The following is a 20669-nucleotide window of genomic DNA, read 5'->3' on the forward strand; positions in this document are numbered from 1 at the left end:
CATGTGGGCTACCACGCCTGCCAGAGGAAATAGCCTCCTGCCATGGTGATGATCATGCCGCTGACTTTTTTCACTCGGGCGGTAAAATCGGCTATTCCCTTGGCTCTGACGAACGCCTCGACAAAGCCGGTGAAGGTGCCTGCCAGCAGCATGAGGAGGCAGTGGCCGACGGCATAGGTAAAGAGGAGGGCCATGCCGTAGAGGACCTGCCTCTTGCCGGCGACGAAGGTGAGGATTACGACCAGGACAGGCGTGGCGCAGGGTGACGAGACGACGCCGAAGAAGAGTCCGAGGAGGAACGAGCCAATAATGCCGCCCTGCTTTGGCTTGTAGTCCCGTCGGATGGGCAAGCGAATTTCGTAGAAACCCATCATCTGCCCTCCCATCACCAGCGCCACGACCCCGGCGGCCATGTACCACCAGCCGCCCAACGTGCCGAACATGGTGCCCAGCAGTCCGGCGGCAGCACCAAATGCCGTGAAGGTGAGGGAGAGCCCCAGGATGAAGGCCAGTGAGTAGCGAAACGCCTTCCAGCGGTCTCCCTCGGAATAGCCGCCGACAAAGCCGACTACCAGCGGGATGGTGGCAAGCACGCAGGGGGAGGCCGAGGACAGGACCCCGCCGAGAAATACCGCACCGAAGGCGATTAGCGGATAGACGGCGATGATCTGTTCGATGTTATCAAGGAAGGTCATTTCATTCCTGCCGCTTTCAGTTCCTTAACGATATCCGCCTTATCCATGAAACCGATGTGGCGCCTGACCTCTTTTCCCTGGGCGTTGAAGAATATCTGGGTCGGGATCATCTGGACACGGAATTTCCGGGCCGCGGCCCGGTCTTCGTGAACGTCAATGAAAAGCACATGTGCCCTGCCGCGATACTCTCCTGACAACGATTCCAGGATCGGCGCCATTTTCTTGCAGGGGATGCAGGTGCGGGCGCCGAGATCGATGACAACCGGCTTGCCGGACGCGAACGCCTGCCGGACAGTGGTGTCAGTCGCTGAGGGGAGTTCGGCATGGGAGGTTGCGGCTGCCAGCAGCAGGGCGGCAACAATCAATTTCCTCATGACAGCATCCCCTTGATCTCCCCGACCGATGCCACCTTGCCGGAAAATTTCACCTGTCCGTCGATCACCAACGCAGGGGTACACATCACGCCATATTTCATGATCGAAGGGATGTCCTCCACCTTGACCACCTCGGCGCTCTTGCCGTTTTCTTCCAGGGCTATTTTCGTGTTTTCGTAAAACCTCTTGCACTTGGCGCATCCGGTTCCCAATACTTCGATCTTCATGATTGCTTCTCCTTTTCGCTGATTTTTCTTTTCAGCATTATTTTGTTTTTGCCTTGTTCATATCTTCCATAAAGTCCTTGGCCCGTTCACCCCGCAACAGTTCCGCCAGGCCGATCAGGCCATCCGTGAGATATTTGGCGTCATAGCCTTTGCTCCGCAGATAGGCCATGGCAATCGCGGAACGGTCCTTGTGGGGACAGGCAGCAACGATGATCTTGTCCTTGGGCAGTTCCCCGATTCGTCGAGGGAGCTCATTCAGCGGAATGTTCAGGGCAAAACCGGTGTGCCAGGCGGCTACCTCTTCCTTGAACCGCACGTCTACCAGTATCGCCTTGCCGGTGGTGAGCAGGGGGACAAGCCCCTTGCTGTCGATCTTCATGTCATCACGCACTTCGTAGTCGAAACGACCGAGAAATGTCTCGAATTCCGATGCAACTGCAAAGATGGTTGTGGGATAAAGTTGCAGAGTCATCAGCGTCATAAAAACAATCATCACAAAGCGTTTCAAGGTTCTCCTCCTTACAATATGGCATTGAACAGATAGCCGACGATGACGATAGCGGTCGTCACGATGCCGAAGAAAGTCGCGAGGAGCGGTTTCTTAAGAACGTTACTCAGAATGACCGCTTCCGGCAATGATAGTGCCGTTACCGCCATCATGAACGCCAGCACGGTGCCGATGGCCATTCCCTTTTCCATGAGGGCGTGGACGATGGGAATCACCCCGGCGGCGTTTGAGTAGAGAGGAACTCCCAGCGCCACTGCCACCGGCACGGCGAAGGGGTTGTCCCGCCCCGCCCAGCGGGCCAGGAAGTCCTGCGGCACATAGCCGTGGATGAAGGCGCCCACCCCAACCCCGATAACCACATACGGCCAGATCTTCTTCAGGAGCCCCAGGGTATACTCCTGGGCGTAGTCGAGCTTCTGGCGGAAGTTCATGACAGTGATCTTTCCATTGCCCACCTGCATCTGCCAGACATATTCCTGGACGTACTTCTCCATCTTCAGCTTGCCGATGACGATGCCGGCTACGATGGCAACCAGTAGGCCGGTGCCGATGTAAATCAGGGCAATCTTCCAGCCGAAAAGCCCCCAGAGCATGATCAGCGCCACCTCGTTGACCATGGGAGAGGATATCAGGAAGGAGAAGGTCACGCCCAACGGAACACCGGACTCGACGAAACCGATGAAGAGCGGCACCGCCGAACAGGAACAGAAAGGGGTGACGATTCCCAGCAGTGCAGCCAGCAGATTGCCGACGTATTTCCGTTTGTGGGAGAGGATACGCTTGGTCTTTTCCGGAGGAAACGAGGAACGGATGATCGCTACCACGAAAATGATCGTGGTGAGAAGCAGGAATATCTTTAGTGTGTCGTAGATGAAGAAATTGAGCGCTTCGCCCGAGCGGGAACCCGGAACGAGGCCAATGAGGGTGAAGACGATGTAGTCGGCAAAGCTTTTTAGCATGTCATACTCCATGAGTGTCTGATCGATTACTCACTTAATGAGACAAAAAAATTACCCCGAGGCGATTATATCGCCTTCAGAAGCTTGTGCCGACCGGTGATCTCGTGCGTCATGATCCGGGCGGCCAAGTCGACGATCTCCAGCACTTCCGGGTGCTTGATGGCGTAGAAGATTTTCAAACCATCCTTGCGCCTTGAGAGTATCCCGCTTGCCAGCATCATATTGAGATGCCGGGAGGTGTTGGACTGCTCCTCGCCGATGGCGGGGAAGATCTCGCAGACGCACCGTTCACCGTCGCGGAGGAAGTCGATGATTTTTAGTCGGGTCGGTTGGGCCAGGGCCTTCAAAATATCAGCACGTATAGTTGCCGTGTCGTTCATGGTAACTCCAATAATGTATGACTATATATGCATATAGTGTGGTTATCTCTTTTTGTCAACACAAAATTCTTAGCTTCGTTCCAGCTTCTCTTTCAGATACGCGGTGAACGCCTCCTCGTCCGGAAAGGTGATCGCTCCGGCAGGGCAGAGCCGGGCGCAGGTCCGACACTCCACTACGCAGTTGAAGGGGGTTTTCACTGTAGCTTTCCCTGTAGTCTCATCCATGGCGAGCACGTCGTTTTTGCAGAAGTCGACGCAGGTGCGGCAGCTGATACATTTCTCCGCGTCAATGGTCGGATACCAGGGAATTTCCTCTCTTTGAATGCCGCGCCACTCTTTCATGGCGCACCCCTTTTCATGGGTTGTTTGCCGCCAGTTCCTTGATGGCCGCCACAGCCTCTTCGGTAGTCTTGTTACGGATGTCGAGGGGGATATGGTTTGCCTTGTCAAAACTCACTGCCTCGAAGGCGTCCCGGAACATCTTGCTCTGCATCTGCGGGTCGCAGGCGGCGATGTAGAGCTTATCCGTCTCGCCGCCGGAGAGAAGCACCTTCAGGAACTCCTCGCCGTCACCTACGCAGAGTTGCGGGTGGAGGCAGACGTAGTCGAAAATCTTCTCCCGCCGCACGTCGGAGAGGACTGCGAAGATGTCCATCTTGGTGAAACTCGGACAGGTGCCCTGGCAGACGCAGAGAATGAACCCTTTCTTTCCCATGATGACCCCCTTCGTTAAGTGGATCTTATGATACATCGTGAGTATATCGCTATCTACTCATTCATCAAGACAAATAAAGGTTAGCGACTGACTGGCTAGAAAATGGCAGGAGGAGGGGGCTGAGAAATAGTGGTTTCTAATTCTGGCAAGGTCAAAGAAAACGCTGAAAAAATACAGCCAATAAAGTTCATTAGATTCGTGTCTATCTGTTTTGCATGAGGTACTACAAGCGTCCTGTTTCTGTTGTGTCGGAAACCTTCAACGCGATGCACCCGGAGTGAACCATTATCCAGGTATTTATCCACAACGCTTCTGGATATAAAAGCGATTCCTTCACCATCCAGTACTGCCTGGATAATAAGATGGAGGTCATCATAGATGATGATCTGTTTAAACTCCTGGCTGTCCCTCCCGACATTCTGCATATTGCTATCGAGAAAAATCTTGGAACAGCAACCCTCATTTCTGCTGTAAAGACGTTGCTGCACGAGGATATCAAGATCTGCAACGGCAGATTCAATCCCGAGAGACGGCGCGCTGACAAAGATCATCTCGTCGTCGGGGAGAGGGAATGTCAAAACCTCTTTGAGGTCGAGGCAGGCGCAGTGCTCAATGACCGCCAGATCGAAAAGATGTTCCTTTAATCCTTTGACGACCTTGTCCGGCATGTCAAAGAAAAATTTCAGATTGTTCAGGTCGGCATTATGCATCATGAATTCCTTAAGAACGCTAGATAAATAAGCGATTCCGAAGGCCGGCGTGCAACAGAAAGATATCCTCGGTTTGTTGCCCATTTCGGTTAATCCGTGCAGCAGTTCCTGTTCAATCTCCAGAAGTTTCTTTGCTTTATCGAAAACCAGACTGCCGGCTTGAGTCGGTTTTAGAACTGGACCGGAACGATCCAGCAACGGATAGCCATACTGATCCTCTAGAAATTTGATCCGGCGCGAAGCTGCAGAAGGACTGACACAGAGGTTTTCCGCCGCTTTGGAAAGGCTGCCGGTCTTGACCGCCTCGATTAACGTTTTGAGATAGATGGATTCCATGACTTTAAAAAGCTCCCTGTGCGCATTACGCAAAGCATCGTGAGAATCATTCGCTTTATTTTTATCAGTAACTTCCGGTTAGGTTTTTGCACGACGTTTCTTACGTTTCAACTGTCTAATTTTGTTTGAGTTACCTTGTATTCTTGTGCGACGGCTCTGCTGTTCGGCTGCTGCTTCATTTGCAATCTGATTGCGTAATTCTCGTACCCTGCTAATGCTGACTGGCTCCTGGTGCTGCTCACGGCAATAGATGGCTAGCAGCAGATAGGTGATGAGACCACCAAGTATTTGAACCATGAGACCATATTCGCTTCTGGCAATCAGGTGATACACCTTTAGGTGGCGTTTCCACCAACCGAAGAAGGTCTCTATGTTCCAGCGCAGTTTATAAACCTGGGCCACTTCTTCAGCCGTCAGGTCGTATCTGTTGGTTGCTACCCAGTAGTCCTTGCCGTCAATACGGTAACCAACAAGGCGCAGCTCTTTCTCAGTCTGGTTTATACCTTTGGTGCCGAGAAGTACTATCTGGTCATAGAAGACAATACTGTCAGGATTTACGGCATTCTCTCTGATGACGGTTTTGTGTGTATTCTCCCTGATACGGCAGACAAAAAACTTCTCGGCGGCCTGCCACTGGTCAAAGTGATTATGAGACTGATACCCACGATCCATGACACCGGTTTCGCCTTTGTCGATGATCTTATCAACAAAGGGGCGCTCACCCTCTTTACCGTCGGTCAGGAATATCTTCCTTGGAATACCACGGTTGATATCGAAGCCGATATGGGCCTTGGCCTTCTTAGAGCCGCTTCGGTAATCTGCCCATTCCATAGATAGAACAGCATCTATCAAAGAACCGTCTATGGATACCAGATTGCCAAGGTGAGCATATTCATCGGGAAGCACTCTGCCTGCTTGCTTGACAAGATGCCCGAATACCTCGGAAAGCTGTTCAAGACCACGGTTGTTGATTGCCTCAAAGAAAGAGCTCTTTTTGATTCCCTTGGGGGGAGCAACACATTCCTTGGCGAAGTCATCCTGATCCAGCGCCTGGAGAAGTTCGCTCCCGGAAGAGAACTCTTCCAAGTGATAAAAGATCAGGGCTTTTAGCTGATCATCGAAAGTCATTTGCAACGGGCGATACCCCCTGGATTCAAGTTCATTATCTGACTTGAATCTCTCAAAAATCGGGGTAAGAAGCAATTTGAAAGCGCGTGATTTTCGTCTTTGTTTCAGTCGTTTGAACGGTCGCATATCGTAACTCCTGTAATATTGGATAGTTACGAGTGCGGACCACCGTTTTTTTACTCAAAGTCAAGCAAATAATGCGGTATAACGCTGATTTTACAACTTTTTTACATTCTCAAAGAACCTTGCAAAGACCAAACCGGACAATGCTGTATTTTTATAGGAGTTTCAGGATATTTTCAACATTAATTAATTGCAAATATTACTTCCGGGAGGTGCCAAAGCTTTTATTTTACGGGGCGTAACAGACATTTATGATTCTTGAGAGGAGGTATTATGTCGGAAAAGGCAATTAAAAAGACGAAGCTGCTGTTACTTGCGTTACTGGGCGTTGTTATTATCAGCACCCTGGTGATATGGGGCTGTGGAACAAAGGGGTACGATAATCCGGCAGCCGTATCTGCGGCCAAGTATTACGCCAACGACGCCACGGTGAATACCATGATCGATCCCGCCACGGTAAACAGGTGGGTTACTCAAGGGAATAAAACAGACGACGGCAAGCGAGTCGTGATTCTTGACGTTTTTCCCAACGATACCGATACCGACAGCTGGTTTGCGGGTGATTCCACCCTGATAAAACAGCAGATGATCACTCAGTACGGTGGAACCCTGAGCCCTCAATACAAGATGATCGACGGTCTGAAAAATGCGAACCTGCTGGGGCACATCCCCGGCGCAATTCCCCAGGTTTCACATGCCGGCTACGAGGTAGCCACCAGGAACGATGGCCCGATCGAGACCGAACACGAGGTGGGGACCGGCGCCTATATCGATCAGATGCTCCAGAAGCTGGGGGTCAACAAGGATGATGTGCTCGTTCTGACCACTTCGCGCTATGACTACCCCGGCTTCTGTTCCGCGCGGCTCTTCTGGACCCTCTACTACTGGGGCTTTTCCAGAAACAATATCAAGGTCTTGAACGGCGGCAACAAGGCATACGCCCAAGCCGGATTTCCGCTTGAAACAGGCAAGGTGATTTCCACGATCACCCCTTCCACGTTCAGTGTCACCCAACTTGGCCAGAAACATCTCGATGCACGGATAAGTATCGGTGAGATGATCCAATTGGTGGACAGCGGGGCGACCAACCAGACCACGGGCAGCGTCGTTGTGCTCGATACCCGTCAACCACCGGCGGCCTACTATTTCCTCGATCAGGATAACAACGGGATTCCGGATGCATTTGAAATACCCGGATATACGATGTCCAAAAACTCCACGGAAGGTCTCTATTTTGTGAGGAATAGCGACGGTAGGCATGTGACGCTGAGCGAACTGCTCTTCAAGGAAACAACCCCTGCCCGCGTGGCGTTCAGCGGATCATCCAACCCTCCGATCACCCTTCCAAACGCCTTTATCGGGATTACGGCTCCGGCCGGCCCCAATCCCAATGGCGGTGTCCCGCTTTCCTTCCCGCTCGGCAACAAGGCCGCCGCCTTCGAAGGAATCATCAAGGGGGCCAAGGTCACCAAGACCGGCACATACAACATAACCGTGCCGTCTCTTTGCAAGCCGGACGGTGTCAGTTATCTCGACCAGGCTGCCATGAAGTCCGTCTTCGCCACCGCCGGTATCGACGGCAGCAAGCCGATCGTAGTCTACTGCAACTCCGGTGCGCTGGCCTCCATCTACTATTATGCCCTGCACGAGGTCTGCGGTTTCCAGAACGTCAAGATCTACGACGGCTCATGGCTGGAATGGGCCAATATGGCGGCCTATGAGCCTACCGATCCCACCTATGTGATGAACGACGACTACACTGCCTATCCGTCCTATCCCGCTCCAAGCCCGTCGGTGGTCTTCTATGCCGCGTCGAACAAGTACCTTGAGTGGGACGGGACCCAGTTCGTCGACTCATTCACAAAACAGCCAGTCAACGGGCTGGTCAAGAAGGGTGGCGCCCTCGGCGGCAACACGTTCTGGGATACGGCACACCGCTCCGAGCACGTGATGTTCAGGCCTCTGGGCTCCTTGACATACACGATGCTTACTTCGACACCAAACAGTTCCATAGCTTTCCTTTATAACAACAAAACTTACAGCAGCCTGACCGACTGGGCTCCGATCGTCACTCATCCCGCCTACAGCGGGGCAGGAAGTGAGATCAACAACACGGACAAGGCATACACCACCCCCGCCGGTGCATCGAGCGGCAGCAGCGGGCCTGCGCCCTTCATCCCCAAAGGTGGCGGCTGCTAGTACCCGCGTGTCTGCTTGACTGCCGCCTGCCGGAAAAAACGGGACAGGCGGCAGCATTAACGAACGAAAAGGAGCAATCAAGCTATGATTAATAACAAAAAAACCGGTATCCTCAGCGCGACCCTGCTCGGCCTGACCCTGATGACCGGGACCGCCTTCGCCGGTCCCCGCATCACCTTCGGCCCGGAGGACCAGGGCGCATTGCAGATCGACTATAAGGGACAGTTACAGATGACGGTCCGGGATACCGGATCAGGCGAGAACAATGACGATACCACCACCAATTTCAACTTCCGCCGCAACCGGCTTGCCTTCATGGGCAAGTACGGCGAGATGCTGAGTCTCTACGTCCAGACGGAATTTACCGAGGACCAGAACGTGACCACCCTCGGCGTCGCCAGCACCAACCAGGGGACGGAATTCCAGCTCCTCGACGCGGTGATGCGCTTCAAACTGAACGACAGTTTCCATGTGAACGCCGGCAAGTTCAAGTACAACCTCTCCCGCGAGAACCTGGAAGCGTGCGAGATGCCCCTGACCCTCGACCGGTCGCTCTTCATCCGCACCGCCTACACCACCACCCGTGACACCGGGGTAGCGGTGTGGGGCAACCTGTTCAATGACATCTTCCAGTACCGCGTCGATGCCATGGAAGGGCGCAAGGCCGTATCGGGCGATACCGCTCCCAGTTCAAATTTCCGCTACTCCTTCCGCGGCCACGTCACGCTGCTCGATCCTGAGAACGATTATGGCTACAAGGGCACCTACCTTGGAAAGAAGAAGGTCCTGACCATCGGCGGCGCCTATCAGTTCGAACCGGAGATAGCCTATGGCGATACGGTTACCAGAACGGACAAGAAGGACTACCAGGCCTGGACGATTGATGGCTTCTTCGAGTATCCCCTTGAAGGAATCGGCACCGTCACAGCATCCGCTGCCTATGAAGATGTGGACCTGGATGACGCCTACAAAGGAGCCAATCCCGACGCGGGAACCATCGGCCTCAACGGGCAGAAAAACGGCTGGTACGTGAAGGGGGGGTACATGCTCCCGAACCTTCCGCTGCAGTTCTTCGGCCGATACGAGAAGTGGCGTTTCGCCGAACTGAACAACATTTCCGACCAGAAGGTCGACTGGTACGGGGGGGGCGCCAATTACTACTTCCGTGGCCAGAACCTGAAGCTGACCTTCGAAGCGGCACACACTGCCTTCGACAAGGATGGGACGGTCAACGGAGTGACGAGCAAGGATTTCACGACGTTCGTCACCCAATTGCAGCTGATATTCTAAACGAGTCACAGCACAGACCTGATTAAGGAGAGAGACCATGAAAAAATCATTCACACTTGTTGCGACATTGCTCATAACCGTTGTTTTAGCGGCCGCCTCCATTGCCGCCGGCACTTTTACCGGAAAAGTAACCGCAGTCGACGGAGAAAAAGTATCGGTTACGGTTGACAAGGAGCTCCCCGCCTGGGTGAAGAAAGGGAGCGCTGTTCAGGCAATGGGAGGTGCCCCGATGGTAGTCGAGGTAAATGGGAATGTGGTCGTGCTCAAGTTCATCAAGGCCAAGGCTGCCAAGATCAAAGCTGACAGCAGCATGACCATCAGTGAATCGTCCGGTGACGAGCTCCAGGGTTGCTGACACAGGGCGCGGGGGGCAGCCCTCCCCGTGGCTTATTTATGAAGGGAGGAACATGATGAAACAACGCGTAACCGGTGCCCTGGCCCTGCTTGCGGCCTCCGCCATCCTGGTCGGTCCGGCCTTCGCAGGTAATGTCGGAATCGGGCGGGACAAGACGATAGCCGCCACAATGGGGAAGGCCAAAACCCTTGCCGAACTGGCAAAGATGTACGACTCAAGTTCCTGCATCGAATGTCATCAGGACAAGCACGACGAATCGCAGAAGTCCATACATTCGCGCTCCATCTTCGGTACGGCGCGGACGGCGCTGACCATAATGACCACCATCGAGAACGGTCTCATGGAAGAGCCGTACTCGGGGGTGAAGAGCCCGAAGGACGTCAAGGTGGAACACCTGATGGGGTGCGCCAAGTGCCATCTGCCGCAACTGGCCGATGCCGATGACTCGGTGGCCCAGGAGATCGTTACCACCCTATACGACTGGAAGACCGCCCTGAAGAAGAAAGACAAGGTTGCGGCAATGAAAGAAGAAGAAAAACTCAAGAGCGTCAGTATCAACTGTCTTATCTGCCACAACCGCAATGCCATCACCCACAAGTGGCAGGACGGCTATGCGAAGGCGGGGGTGATCTACGGCTCAAAGGACGGTGACCACCCTTCGGACAAGTTTCCCAAGATGGCAGTAAGTCCCATCATGAGCGAAGCTATCCAGTGCGGTCAATGTCACGGCATGGGACCGAACCTGGAACTGGATGAGCCGACCCAGTGTTGTACGAGTTACGGCAGCTATCTCTGGGCCTACAAGTCCGAGATAGGGCAGAAGAACTGCCAGGACTGCCACATGAGGGAGAGCAAGCTCGGCCACAACATCCAGGCTTACCGTGACCCGGCGATGGCCAAGGCGGCGGTGGATTTCAAGACCGAAACATTCGGTTACTACTGGCGTGACGGAGCAGACATCAAACCGAAAGCGGTGGTCAAGGTGGAAATGATCAACCGGGCCGGACACTCCATCCCTGATGGCTGACCGACCCCCAACCGACTGGTTCTGTCGGTAATAGCAAAAACGAAGGATGGCAAAGAAGTGTTCAACCAGGAGAAGATCTACATGCCGGTACCGCAGCAGTTGGGTCGTGGCGACCGGATGGGGCGCGGCCCCTACGAAAAGAGCGGGTTGATTGAAGACACCGGGTTGCCGCCGGGCAAAGCAGTCCACGAGCGTTTCGATATCATGTTCCCGATTGAAGAGGTGGAAGTGGACGGCAAGTTTGTCAACAAACCCGCGACCTACGACCTGGACGTCGAGGTGAAGCTCTGGTATCTCCCGTTCGGCCCGCTCGGAAAGCCGAGCAGCGATCCGTTTCTATGGCGGGAGTTCAGCAAGACCGTCAGCATCAGCATCAAAGGGAAGTAACAACAGGTTTCACAGTATTACCTCCTTCATGTGATGCCGGCGCGAAAACGCCGGCTTTTTTTTACATACTGCTACGCAGGGAAATTTATGGGGCGTGTCAAGTCGAATGCTGCAAAAAGGCAATCAATGAAAACCTGGAGAGAAGGGGACAATTCCTGGCGGGCAAGTATCAGGGTGCGTGGCCGGCAGTGGCTGAATTCGCTGACTCGGTGGCCCCGAAGCAGGCCGCTTCGCAGCTCTTCCGCAACAATGCCGCTCGATGCGAACATGATCCCTTTGCCGGCAAGGACCTCACGGATGATGAAGGTGAAATCGTCGAAATAGACCACGCTCGAGAATTCGCCGCAGGTGCGGCCGACCGTCCGCAGGTTCTTGTCGATGAACCGCTTCGCGCACCCCTTTTCGTTCTTCAGGTAAAGGCGTTCGCCGAAGAGCCGGTCGATGGTGGTTTCTTTCGCGGCGATGCCTAGTGCGGGAGCACTGAAAAACAGCACTTCGTCGTCGGGGAGGGGATGGGTGGCGTGGCTTTTCAGGTCGACCTCGTCGCAGTGTTCGATCAGGGCGAGGTCGAAGCGGCCGCTGTCGATTCCCACAAGCGCCTCCTCGGGCATGGCGAAGACGCAGTTCAGGTCGACGGTGGTGGCGTGGTCGGCAACAAAAGAAGAAAGGACACTGGGCAGACGGTCGATGCCGAGGGACGGGGTGCAGCAGAAGGAGATTTTCTGTTTGCCCTTGCTGATGTCGAGGCTGTCGAGGAGTTCCCGCTCGAGGTCAAGGATCTTGCGAGCCTTGTCGATCAGCATGTGCCCGGCATCCGTCAGCACGAGCGATGCTCCGGACCTTTCCATGAGCGGTTTGCCCACGTAATCCTCGAGTTGCTTGATACGACGCGAAACCGCCGACTGGGTGACGAAAAGGACGGCCGCGGCCTTGGAGATGTTACCGACGGCTGCAACCTTCAGGAAGGTTTTGAGAAGTACGAGATCCATGGCCATGCCCTCTTCAAAGTGCCGGTATGCGCGTTGCGCATGCCGATCATGCGAAACATTCACTTACGGTTATCCCAAAAAAACCGATATAGTGCAATAAAGAAATATAATGCGAATTGGGTTACTAAATAATATTCATATTGTTTGGTGGAGTCGGCGGTGTTTCCCGGCAAGCCGGGGTCTCACCGGCGCTGCACAAGATGCTGCCGTCAGCCGGATTCGTCCGGGACGGAAATTTCATTAATAGGGAGGTCGTATGGCAAAACAGGTATGGAGAAAGGGGCGGATCGTGCTGGCGGGCATCTGCGGCGTTGTCGCGCTAACCTTGCTGGCCATGTGGGGCTGCGGCACGAGCGGGTATGACAATCCCTCGGCCGCAGTGGTGACAACAAAAACCGCCACCGCCCTGATTCAGGCGGCCGACCTGAAGCGATGGGCGGATGCCGGGCTGGTGAACAAGGCGGGGGGGTATGACCGGGTGGTCATTCTTGAAGTTACCACCAATACCAACAATTATAACGGTGAGCATATCCCCGGTGCCATCAGCGTAAACCGCGCCACGGATATTGCGGTGCAAAGGGTGGAGGGACCGGCTCTCACAGGTGATCTGGTGGCGGACGGCAAGATGATGGACGCGCTTATCCAGCGCTGTGGTATCGACCAGAACACCACCATCGTTTTCACGACATCCGAGGCCGAGATGAACGCGGACAATCACTACAATCTCACGCGCGGGTATGCGACGTTCCGCTACTGGGGCTTTCCGAAAGAGCGGCTGAAGGTCCTCGACGGCGGCAACAAGGCTTGGAAGGCGGCGGGGCTGCCGATGACCACCATAGTTCCCGGCATCAAGAGCTCCACGTACTGCGTGACCCCCGATAATACCAACAGGGTTCGCGACGACCTGCGGGCCACCTTGTCCGACATGATCAAGGCGGTTCAGGCTGTCCAGGCGGGGACGGCCACGTATGATTTCATTGACGGCCGTGCGGATGGTGTGCCCGGTGAAACTCAGGACATTATTGACACAACATTGACAGGACCAACATACGATACGACAACAACACCACCAACAATAAAATCGGTAGGTGGACTAAAAAAAGATGTTGTTTTCGAGGGTCAGGTGAAAGGCGGCAGGGGGTATGCCTATTCCAACCTGCGTGATGTGACCACGAGAAAATTTAAATCGATCTCCGACGTAATCGCCGGTTTGGATCTCCAGAAGCCAACCACCTATGTCATGTGCCGTTCAGGAAACATTGCCACGGTGCTGTTCTTCGCCATCGACGGCTACGCTTTCTATGACGGCTCAAAAAAGGCCGTTTGGTACGACGGCTCCTGGGGGCAGTGGGGGCTGATGGCAACTTCCGATCAACTCACTACCGCGGGTATAATTGCGGGAGGCAAACTGCCGGTTGGATCGGCCTGGTCGACGGTATCGCTCACCAATATCCTCTCGTACAACAAAGACAACACTTTACGGACTGTCATCGACATTACCTCTCGCCTTGCTCCGGTCTCCCACGCCGATGTGAATGCCAACCAGACTGAAGAGGCGGACAAGGCGTATCGCAGTCCGGTATCCACCTCCGGTGGCGGTGCTACTGTTGGCGGTGGCGGTGGCGGCTGCTGATGCCTTGCTGATGCAGTGACACTCCCCGCCCGCTTAGCTGGGGCAGGGAGCATTTCGATACCAAAGGAGCGAATGCATGATAAAAATCACCAAGACAGTACGAATTTCGACAGTGGCAGCCGGCTTGCTTCTGGTTGCCGGTACGGCCTTCGCCGGTCCGCGGATGACCTTCGGCCCCAACGACGAAGGTGCTTTGCAGATCGACTACAAGGGGCAGTTACAGATGACGGTCCGGGATACCGGATCGGGCGAGAACAACGACGACACCACCACCAACTTCAACTTCCGCCGCAACCGGCTCGCCTTCATGGGCAAGTACGGCGAGATGCTGAGCCTCTACGTCCAGACGGAATTCACCGAAGACCAGAACGTGACCACCCTCGGCGTCGCCAGCACCAACCAGGGGACGGAATTCCAGCTCCTCGACGCGGTGATGCGCTTCAAACTGAACGACAGTTTCCATGTGAACGCCGGCAAGTTCAAGTACAACCTCTCCCGCGAGAACCTGGAAGCGTGCGAGATGCCCCTGACTCTCGACCGGTCGCTCTTCATCCGCACCGCCTACACCACCACCCGTGACACCGGGGTAGCGGTGTGGGGCAACCTGTTCAATGACATCTTCCAGTACCGCGTCGATGCCATGGAAGGGCGCAAGGCCGTGTCTGGAGATACCGCTCCCAGTTCCAATTTCCGCTACTCCTTCCGCGGCCACGTCACGCTGCTCGACCCCGAGAACGATTACGGCTACAAGGGGACCTACTTGGGGAAGAAGAAGGTTCTGACCATCGGCGGTGCCTATCAGTTCGAACCGGAGATAGCCTATGGCGATACGGTTGCCAGAACGGACAAGAAGGATTACCAAGCCTGGACGGTTGATGGTTTCTTCGAGTATCCCCTTGAAGGAATCGGCACAGTCACCGCTTCCGCTGCCTATGAAGATGTGGACCTGGATGATGCGTACAAAGGAGCCAATCCCGACGCGGGAACCATCGGCCTCAACGGGCAGAAAAACGGCTGGTACGTGAAGGGGGGGTACATGCTCCCGAACCTTCCGCTGCAGTTTTTCGGCCGCTACGAGAAGTGGCGTTTCGCCAGCCTCAACAACATTTTCGATCAGAAGGTCGACTGGTACGGGGGGGGCGCCAATTACTATTTCCGTGGCCAGAACCTGAAGCTGACCTTCGAGGCGGCACACACTGCCTTCGACAAGGAAGGGACGGTCAACGGCGTGAGGAGCAAGGATTTCACGACGTTCGTCACCCAATTGCAGCTCATCTTCTAGCCCTACAGCGGTGAAAAGCCGTAACAGACTACAAGGAGGCAGGCAGAAATGAAGAAGCTGATGACAACGATATCCGTGTTCTTGGCGACGGTAGCGCTGGCGGCAGTTGCCCTGGCGGCGAACGCATCCTTCACCGGCAAGGTGACCAAGATCGACGGCACGAAGGTAACGGTAACGGCCGAGCAGGATATCCCTTCGTGGGTGAAGAAGGGGGCCAACGTCTCCGCCTTGGGGGGGGCTCCCAAGGTTCTCGAGGTGAAGGGGAAGGAGATGGTATTGCGGTTCGGCAAGGAGAAGGCGGCGACGATCAAGACAGACTCAGCCGTCACGGTCAACGAGTCGTCGGGCGACGAGCTCCAGGGGTGCTGATACCCGGTGCGGGGGGCTTTGCTCCCCGCGTCTGATTCATTAACGGGAGGAACATGATGAAACAACGCGTAACCGGCGTCCTGGTTCTGCTGGCGGCCACTGCTGTTTTGGTCGGGCAGGCTTTTGCCGGCGGCAAGGCGGGGATCGGCTGGGAGGAGACCATTGTCGCCAAATCGGGCAAGGCGAAGACCCTTGCCGAACTGGCGAAGATGTACGACTCCAGTTCCTGCATCGAATGCCACCAGGACAAGCATGACGAAGCACAGAAGTCCATACATTCGCGCTCGATCTACGGCACGGCACGGACGGCGATGACCATAATGACCACCATCGAGAACGGACTGATGGAAGAGCCGTATTCGGGGGTTAAGAGTCCGAAGGACGTCAAGGTGGAGCACCTGATGGGGTGCGCCAAGTGCCATCTGCCGCAACTGGCTGATGCCGAGGATTCGGTCGCCCAGGAGCTCGTTACCACCCTCTACAACTGGAAGGGAGCCCTGAAGAAGAAAGACAAGGCTGCGGCGAAGAAAGAAGAGGAAAAACTCAAGAGCGTCAGCATCAACTGTCTTGTGTGCCACAACCGCAATGCCATCACCCACAAATGGCAGGACGGCTACCCGAAGGCGGGGGTGGTCTACGGCTCAAAGGATGGGGACCATCCTTCGGACAAGTTTCCCAAGATGGCTGTAAGTCCCATCATGAGTGAAGCGATCCAGTGCGGCCAATGCCACGGCATGGGGCCGAACCTGGAGCTTGATGAGCCGACCCAGTGCTGTACGAGTTACGGCAGCTATCTTTGGGCCTACAAGTCCGAGATAGGGCAGGAGAGCTGCCAGGACTGCCACATGAAGAAGAGCAAGCTCGGCCACAACATCCAGGCATACCGCGATCCGGCGATGGCCAAGGCGGCAGTGGATTTCAAGGCCGAAACATTCGGTTATTACTGGCGCGACGGCGCAGACATCAAACCGAAAGCGGTGGTCAAGGTGGAAATGATCAACCGGTCCGGCCACTCCATCCCCGACGGCTGACCGACCCCCAACCGACTGGTTCTGTCGGTAATAGCAAAAACGAAGGATGGCAAAGAAGTGTTCAACCAGGAGAAGATCTACATGCCGGTACCGCAGCAGCTGGGGCGGGGAGACCGGATGGGGCGCGGCCCCTACGAGAAAAGCGGCATCATCGAGGATACGGGGTTGCCGCCCGGCAAAACTGTCCATGAGCGTTTCGATATCATGTTCCCTATAGATGAGGTGGAAATGGACGGCAAGTTTGTCAACAAGCCCACGACCTACGATCTGGATATCGAAGTGAAGCTCTGGTACCTGCCTTTCGGAACGCCGAACTCCGACCCGTTTCTGTGGCGGGAATTCAGCAAGACTGTCAGCATCAGTAAAGGTGGCAAGTAAGGTAATCTTACTTAACCCATAACCTCCTCATTGTTATGACCGACGGTCACCACCGTCGGTCTTTTTTTACGGGCACAAGATGAAACACATTGGCGAAAAACAATATATTTACTATAGTACGGTGAAGAATTTTAACGTATCAACTTCCGGGCAGCATGAGATCATCTAACCCAAAATTGAGCTTTTCCGCGAGGCGCCTGTGGCTGTTTCTGCTTGTACTCCTTGCGCTTACGGGCTGTGGTGTGCGCAGTGGTAAAACAACCGCATGCGAATCGTGCCATCAGCATATTGAAAAGGTATCAACAAGCCATCCTGACTGTATTTCCTGTCATGGCGGCGACCCTCAGGAAAAAAACAAGAATGCTTCCCATCTCACCATGTTTGGGCCGAAAAACCCTGCTGCGCCTCAATACTGGGACAAAACCTGTGGCGCTTGTCACCTCTATCAACTGGGCAGGGTCAAGGCAAACCTTATGTACACCGCTACCGGGATGATCAAAAACACCCAGATCACCTGGGAGGGTGCGGACAATCAGCTTTACAGCAGCAAGGGAGGGGATGTTTACGATTCTAAAGGGAATCCGCAACGGTTGAAGCCGGTTTCCGAACTCGACCATTTATCCGGTGAACTGTATCGCAAGTTCTGCTCGCAATGCCATGTTGCCGAGGAAACAGACGATGTGTACAGCGCCAGTCATGCATCCGGCTGCGCCGCATGTCATTTTCAATATAACAATACGGCAACCTACGAGGGTAAGGACGCGACGGTCAGAGGCAAAACTCCCTATTCCGCCAGCCATGCAATGGAAAAGCTTCCCGATAACAAGACCTGTTCCCGCTGCCACAATCGGAGTGGCCGGATCGCCCTTTCCTATGAGGGGCTCTACGACGGCAACAACTCAATGGTGCCGACAAAGAACGGTCTTCCCGGGCCGGTTATGCTCAGTGGCCCCCGCAACGCCGCCCATATTGCCGCTGATGTCCATGCCGCTGCGGGGATGGACTGTATTGACTGTCATACATCGCGGGATGTCATGGGGGACGGCTATGCCTATGAGAACATGTATCTCCAGACCGAGATCAGCTGTGAGGACTGCCATGGCGGGGCCAAAGTTCCCCGTTACCGGGAAATAACGAGGGAGAACGGCGAGGCGCTGCGGGAGTCTAAAAGCTATAGAATGCGGATGCGGCCGGCGATGAAAATGCTGGTGACTGCCAAAGGGCGCACCTACTCCAATGTCTTTTACCGGGACGGCGTTGTCTATGTCCTCGGCAAGCGGAGCGGAAAGCTGTTCAAAAGCAAGGTGATCACCGGGACCCCCGAGCATACGATTGTCGGTCACGGCCGAATGGAATGTTACGCCTGCCATTCGCGGACCGTGGTCCAGTGCTATGGTTGTCATACCACCTATGACAAAACCAAAACCGGCATGGATTTTATCAAGGGGGTGGAAACCCCCGGTCGCTTCAGCGAGAAGGAAGATTACCGGATGTTGTATCCCTTCCCCCTGGCGCTGAATCAGCGGGGACGGATATCTCCCGTTACCCCCGGCTGCCAGACCTTTATCACCGTTATCGAGGCGGACGGCACTACCTCAAAGAACGAATACGTGGCGCGCTACAAAGGGAAGCAACAGTTGCGCTTCGCCCCGTTTTATTCCCACAACACCGGCAAGAAAGCTATCGGCTGTAGTGAGTGCCACGGCAATCCGGCATTTCTCGGATTCGGCCAGCATGTCGTGGCAGGCGCCGGCATCTACGGCACGCTGATCTGCGAGCAATCAGCGGACAAGCCTCTTGATGGCTACCTCACCCTGCAAGAGGGGAAGGTGCGGGCGTACTCCGCCATAACCCGGGAACATTCCCGGCCGCTGAACGGAAAAGAAGTGCGGCGGACCCTGGCGGTCAATATCTGCATCGTTTGCCATGACAAGGCAAAGGATCCAATTTACCGAAAGGAACTCAACTATCGTGCGCTTAATGATGCTCTGCATCGCCGTCTGCTTTCTGACCGCTAACGCGGCAAACGGCAGCGCCGGTGAAAACTGCACGGTCTGTCACCGGGTGACCCTCAAAGGTATCCATGCCTCACTGTCGTGCCTTTCCTGCCACGGGGATGAGATCAAGACCCTCGGCAATCCGGCAGCTGCAGCGAACCGTGCTGCCGGTTGCGTCGGCTGCCACCGGGGGTATGAAGTGCTGTTCGATCACGCCATGGCTACGAGAAAAAGTGAAAAGCTCTTTGTCGATCGGACAATCGGCACGATCGATCCGGCATTTTTCCGGAACAACTGCAACTCCTGTCACCTGCGTAGCTGCACCGACTGCCATGGGGGAAACGGCCACGACATTGCCAGGGCAACGGACCGGAGCTGTTTCACCTGCCACAAGGGGTATTTTGTTGGAACCGATTACTACGGCATGGCCCCGCGGGAGGACAGCCTCCGCTATCAGCGGGGGGCGGTTGCCTACGGCGAAACATACCTGAAAATGACCCCCGACGTCCACGCGGAGGGGGGGGTGAAATGTGGCGCCTGCCATTCCATGCGAAGTCTTGTTGCGGGTTACAAGTCGTCAAAAAAGTGCGTTGACTGTCACAAGGTGAACAAAAAGGTCATTGAACACCGGATCAGCGCCCATCTGGAAAAGATGGAGTGCTTTGCCTGTCACTCTGCCTGGACCCCGCAGGAATACGGGACGTTCTATCTCCGATTTGCGGAGAGCCCGTCGCAGGATTATTATCGGGTCCGGAACAACGAGGGCAATTATGTGAAAAGCGCCTACCTGCGCAAGCAGGACGCTCCGCCGCTCGGTATTAATGCTCGCGGCAAGGTCAGCCCGATCCGGCCGGAGTTTGTGTTCTATTTTACCGACATCAGGAACGACCGGCCGGTCGGGACGGAGAACCGCCTGCTGGCGGCTGAGTGGAAGGCGTTTTTCCCCCATACGATCCGCCGCGGAACGGTCATGTGCGAGGGGTGCCACGATAACCCCCGCCGCTTTATCATGGAGAGGCATGAGGACAGGATCTACCAGTTGCAGGCCGACGGCATGACGCTGCCGTCCTTCTGGGACAGAACCGGTCAAAAGGTAACGAATGGTGATTTTCTTCCCGTTTCACGGTATCTGCAGCTGACGAAAAAGAGCCCGGCCTACCAGAAAGCGTACATAGAAAAATGGCAGAAGCTGGTCAATCACGTCGAAAATTCATCGCAACCCTGATCCTGTCGCTGGCGGGACTCTTTTCCCTCGGCAGGTTCCTCACTCCCCGCGTCCGGCAGAAGAAGACGCTGCTCCGCGCGGCAAAGGCCGACTTGCCGGTCCATGGGGCGCTGGTCTACAAGGAGGCGAGGGTGGCGGTAATGCGCGAGGGGGATGTCGTCTATGCCCTGAACCTGGTCTGCACCCACCTTGGCTGCACGGTCAATGTCACGCCGACGGAGCTGGTCTGCCCCTGTCACGGCAGCAGTTTCGACCGGCAGGGGCGTGTCCTGAAAGGGCCTGCGGATCGGCCGCTGCTGCGCTATCGTGTCGAAGAACGGGGTGATTATTTCGAGGTGGTCGTCTGATGGAC

The 20669-nt window shown here is 55.1% G+C and carries 22 protein-coding genes; 11 read left to right on the plus strand and 11 right to left on the minus strand.

Annotation, left to right across the window (positions count from 1 at the left end; genetic code table 11):
• Nucleotides 1-8: 8 nt before the first annotated feature.
• The 10 genes from GURA_RS02230 to GURA_RS02275 form a co-directional block, all read right to left on the minus strand.
• Nucleotides 9-695: a cytochrome c biogenesis CcdA family protein gene (locus GURA_RS02230; protein WP_011937376.1), complete on the minus strand. Its 687-nt coding sequence runs from the start codon at nt 693-695 to the stop codon at nt 9-11.
• Nucleotides 692-1069: a thioredoxin family protein gene (locus GURA_RS02235; protein ID WP_011937377.1), complete on the minus strand. Its 378-nt coding sequence runs from the start codon at nt 1067-1069 to the stop codon at nt 692-694. Before GURA_RS02235 ends, GURA_RS02230 begins: the two co-directional genes overlap by 4 nt.
• Nucleotides 1066-1296 carry a thioredoxin family protein gene (locus GURA_RS02240; RefSeq protein WP_011937378.1) on the minus strand — a complete coding sequence of 77 codons (231 nt, stop codon included), beginning with the start codon at nt 1294-1296 and terminating at the stop codon, nt 1066-1068. The genes GURA_RS02235 and GURA_RS02240 overlap by 4 nt, the downstream gene beginning before the upstream one ends.
• 37 nt (nt 1297-1333) lie before the next feature.
• Nucleotides 1334-1804: a rhodanese-like domain-containing protein gene (locus GURA_RS02245; protein ID WP_041245223.1), complete on the minus strand. Its 471-nt coding sequence runs from the start codon at nt 1802-1804 to the stop codon at nt 1334-1336.
• A gap of 11 nt (nt 1805-1815) precedes the next feature.
• Entirely contained in the window at nt 1816-2763 is a 948-nt protein-coding gene (locus tag GURA_RS02250; protein ID WP_011937380.1) for a permease, read from the minus strand.
• Between the two features lie 65 nt (nt 2764-2828).
• Nucleotides 2829-3143 (minus strand): ArsR/SmtB family transcription factor, encoded by a 315-nt coding sequence (locus tag GURA_RS02255; protein ID WP_011937381.1) that lies wholly within the window; start codon nt 3141-3143, stop codon nt 2829-2831.
• A 69-nt stretch (nt 3144-3212) separates the two neighbouring features.
• The gene (locus GURA_RS02260) at nt 3213-3485 is read right to left on the minus strand and encodes a 4Fe-4S dicluster domain-containing protein (protein WP_011937382.1); all 273 of its coding nucleotides are present in this window, start codon (nt 3483-3485) and stop codon (nt 3213-3215) included.
• A 13-nt stretch (nt 3486-3498) separates the two neighbouring features.
• Complete coding sequence (locus GURA_RS02265; RefSeq protein WP_011937383.1) at nt 3499-3858, minus strand: hypothetical protein; 360 nt, start codon at nt 3856-3858, stop codon at nt 3499-3501.
• 95 nt (nt 3859-3953) lie between these two features.
• Nucleotides 3954-4904 carry a LysR family transcriptional regulator gene (locus GURA_RS02270; protein WP_011937384.1) on the minus strand — a complete coding sequence of 317 codons (951 nt, stop codon included), beginning with the start codon at nt 4902-4904 and terminating at the stop codon, nt 3954-3956.
• A 78-nt stretch (nt 4905-4982) separates the two neighbouring features.
• Nucleotides 4983-6158: an IS4-like element ISGur4 family transposase gene (locus tag GURA_RS02275; protein ID WP_011937084.1), complete on the minus strand. Its 1176-nt coding sequence runs from the start codon at nt 6156-6158 to the stop codon at nt 4983-4985.
• Nucleotides 6159-6428: 270 nt separating this feature from the next.
• Between GURA_RS02275 and GURA_RS02280 the strand changes: the two genes are divergently transcribed.
• The 4 genes from GURA_RS02280 to extKL (GURA_RS02295) all read left to right on the plus strand — a co-directional run bounded on the left by GURA_RS02280 (nt 6429) and on the right by extKL (GURA_RS02295) (nt 11413).
• On the plus strand, nt 6429-8354 hold the full coding sequence (locus tag GURA_RS02280; protein WP_011937385.1) for a sulfurtransferase: 1926 nt from the start codon (nt 6429-6431) through the stop codon (nt 8352-8354).
• Between the two features lie 84 nt (nt 8355-8438).
• The gene (gene extI / locus GURA_RS02285; RefSeq protein ID WP_011937386.1) at nt 8439-9644 is read left to right on the plus strand and encodes a selenite/tellurite reduction operon porin ExtI; all 1206 of its coding nucleotides are present in this window, start codon (nt 8439-8441) and stop codon (nt 9642-9644) included.
• Between the two features lie 37 nt (nt 9645-9681).
• A complete protein-coding gene (extJ, locus tag GURA_RS02290) occupies nt 9682-9999 on the plus strand; it encodes a selenite/tellurite reduction operon protein ExtJ (protein WP_011937387.1) in 318 nt (105 codons plus the stop codon).
• A 55-nt stretch (nt 10000-10054) separates the two neighbouring features.
• Nucleotides 10055-11413 carry a multiheme c-type cytochrome (seleno)protein ExtKL gene (extKL, locus tag GURA_RS02295; protein WP_407639377.1) on the plus strand — a complete coding sequence of 453 codons (1359 nt, stop codon included), beginning with the start codon at nt 10055-10057 and terminating at the stop codon, nt 11411-11413.
• 71 nt (nt 11414-11484) lie between these two features.
• Here the strand turns inward: extKL (GURA_RS02295) and GURA_RS02305 are convergent, their stop codons facing one another.
• Entirely contained in the window at nt 11485-12402 is a 918-nt protein-coding gene (locus tag GURA_RS02305; RefSeq protein ID WP_041245680.1) for a LysR family transcriptional regulator, read from the minus strand.
• 256 nt (nt 12403-12658) lie between these two features.
• Between GURA_RS02305 and extH the strand changes: the two genes are divergently transcribed.
• From extH to GURA_RS02345, 7 genes are all read left to right on the plus strand, one after another.
• A complete protein-coding gene (extH, locus tag GURA_RS02310; RefSeq protein ID WP_011937391.1) occupies nt 12659-14035 on the plus strand; it encodes a selenite/tellurite reduction operon rhodanese-like protein ExtH in 1377 nt (458 codons plus the stop codon).
• A gap of 76 nt (nt 14036-14111) precedes the next feature.
• On the plus strand, nt 14112-15317 hold the full coding sequence (gene extI, locus GURA_RS02315) for a selenite/tellurite reduction operon porin ExtI (protein ID WP_011937392.1): 1206 nt from the start codon (nt 14112-14114) through the stop codon (nt 15315-15317).
• Nucleotides 15318-15365: 48 nt separating this feature from the next.
• Nucleotides 15366-15686, plus strand: coding sequence for a selenite/tellurite reduction operon protein ExtJ (gene extJ / locus GURA_RS02320; protein WP_011937393.1), 321 nt, complete (start codon nt 15366-15368; stop codon nt 15684-15686).
• 53 nt (nt 15687-15739) lie between these two features.
• Complete coding sequence (gene extKL / locus GURA_RS02325; protein ID WP_407639327.1) at nt 15740-17095, plus strand: multiheme c-type cytochrome (seleno)protein ExtKL; 1356 nt, start codon at nt 15740-15742, stop codon at nt 17093-17095.
• A 155-nt stretch (nt 17096-17250) separates the two neighbouring features.
• Nucleotides 17251-19113 carry a selenite/tellurite reduction operon c-type cytochrome ExtM gene (gene extM / locus GURA_RS02335; protein WP_011937396.1) on the plus strand — a complete coding sequence of 621 codons (1863 nt, stop codon included), beginning with the start codon at nt 17251-17253 and terminating at the stop codon, nt 19111-19113.
• Nucleotides 19067-20317, plus strand: coding sequence for a selenite/tellurite reduction operon b-type cytochrome iron-sulfur cluster-binding subunit ExtO (gene extO, locus GURA_RS02340; RefSeq protein WP_041245226.1), 1251 nt, complete (start codon nt 19067-19069; stop codon nt 20315-20317). Before extM ends, extO begins: the two co-directional genes overlap by 47 nt.
• A complete protein-coding gene (locus GURA_RS02345; RefSeq protein WP_011937398.1) occupies nt 20272-20664 on the plus strand; it encodes a QcrA and Rieske domain-containing protein in 393 nt (130 codons plus the stop codon). The genes extO and GURA_RS02345 overlap by 46 nt, the downstream gene beginning before the upstream one ends.
• Nucleotides 20665-20669 lie beyond the last annotated feature (5 nt).

The sequence above is a fragment of the Geotalea uraniireducens Rf4 genome (assembly GCF_000016745.1).
Classification (GTDB): Bacteria; Desulfobacterota; Desulfuromonadia; order Geobacterales; family Geobacteraceae; genus Geotalea; species Geotalea uraniireducens.

Bases quoted from the DNA above. Each gene is read 5' to 3' on its own strand.
- extH (WP_011937391.1), top strand. From the start codon at position 12,659: ATGGCAAAACAGGTATGGAGAAAGGGGCGGATCGTGCTGGCGGGCATC.
- extI (WP_011937386.1), top strand. From the start codon at position 8,439: ATGATTAATAACAAAAAAACCGGTATCCTCAGCGCGACCCTGCTCGGC.
- GURA_RS02240 (WP_011937378.1), bottom strand. From the start codon at position 1,296: ATGAAGATCGAAGTATTGGGAACCGGATGCGCCAAGTGCAAGAGGTTT.
- GURA_RS02280 (WP_011937385.1), top strand. From the start codon at position 6,429: ATGTCGGAAAAGGCAATTAAAAAGACGAAGCTGCTGTTACTTGCGTTA.
- GURA_RS02235 (WP_011937377.1), bottom strand. From the start codon at position 1,069: ATGAGGAAATTGATTGTTGCCGCCCTGCTGCTGGCAGCCGCAACCTCC.
- GURA_RS02345 (WP_011937398.1), top strand. From the start codon at position 20,272: ATGGCAGAAGCTGGTCAATCACGTCGAAAATTCATCGCAACCCTGATC.
- extM (WP_011937396.1), top strand. From the start codon at position 17,251: ATGAGATCATCTAACCCAAAATTGAGCTTTTCCGCGAGGCGCCTGTGG.
- GURA_RS02265 (WP_011937383.1), bottom strand. From the start codon at position 3,858: ATGGGAAAGAAAGGGTTCATTCTCTGCGTCTGCCAGGGCACCTGTCCG.
- extI (WP_011937392.1), top strand. From the start codon at position 14,112: ATGATAAAAATCACCAAGACAGTACGAATTTCGACAGTGGCAGCCGGC.
- extJ (WP_011937387.1), top strand. From the start codon at position 9,682: ATGAAAAAATCATTCACACTTGTTGCGACATTGCTCATAACCGTTGTT.
- GURA_RS02305 (WP_041245680.1), bottom strand. From the start codon at position 12,402: ATGGATCTCGTACTTCTCAAAACCTTCCTGAAGGTTGCAGCCGTCGGT.
- extJ (WP_011937393.1), top strand. From the start codon at position 15,366: ATGAAGAAGCTGATGACAACGATATCCGTGTTCTTGGCGACGGTAGCG.
- GURA_RS02260 (WP_011937382.1), bottom strand. From the start codon at position 3,485: ATGAAAGAGTGGCGCGGCATTCAAAGAGAGGAAATTCCCTGGTATCCG.
- GURA_RS02275 (WP_011937084.1), bottom strand. From the start codon at position 6,158: ATGCGACCGTTCAAACGACTGAAACAAAGACGAAAATCACGCGCTTTC.
- GURA_RS02255 (WP_011937381.1), bottom strand. From the start codon at position 3,143: ATGAACGACACGGCAACTATACGTGCTGATATTTTGAAGGCCCTGGCC.
- GURA_RS02250 (WP_011937380.1), bottom strand. From the start codon at position 2,763: ATGCTAAAAAGCTTTGCCGACTACATCGTCTTCACCCTCATTGGCCTC.
- GURA_RS02270 (WP_011937384.1), bottom strand. From the start codon at position 4,904: ATGGAATCCATCTATCTCAAAACGTTAATCGAGGCGGTCAAGACCGGC.
- GURA_RS02230 (WP_011937376.1), bottom strand. From the start codon at position 695: ATGACCTTCCTTGATAACATCGAACAGATCATCGCCGTCTATCCGCTA.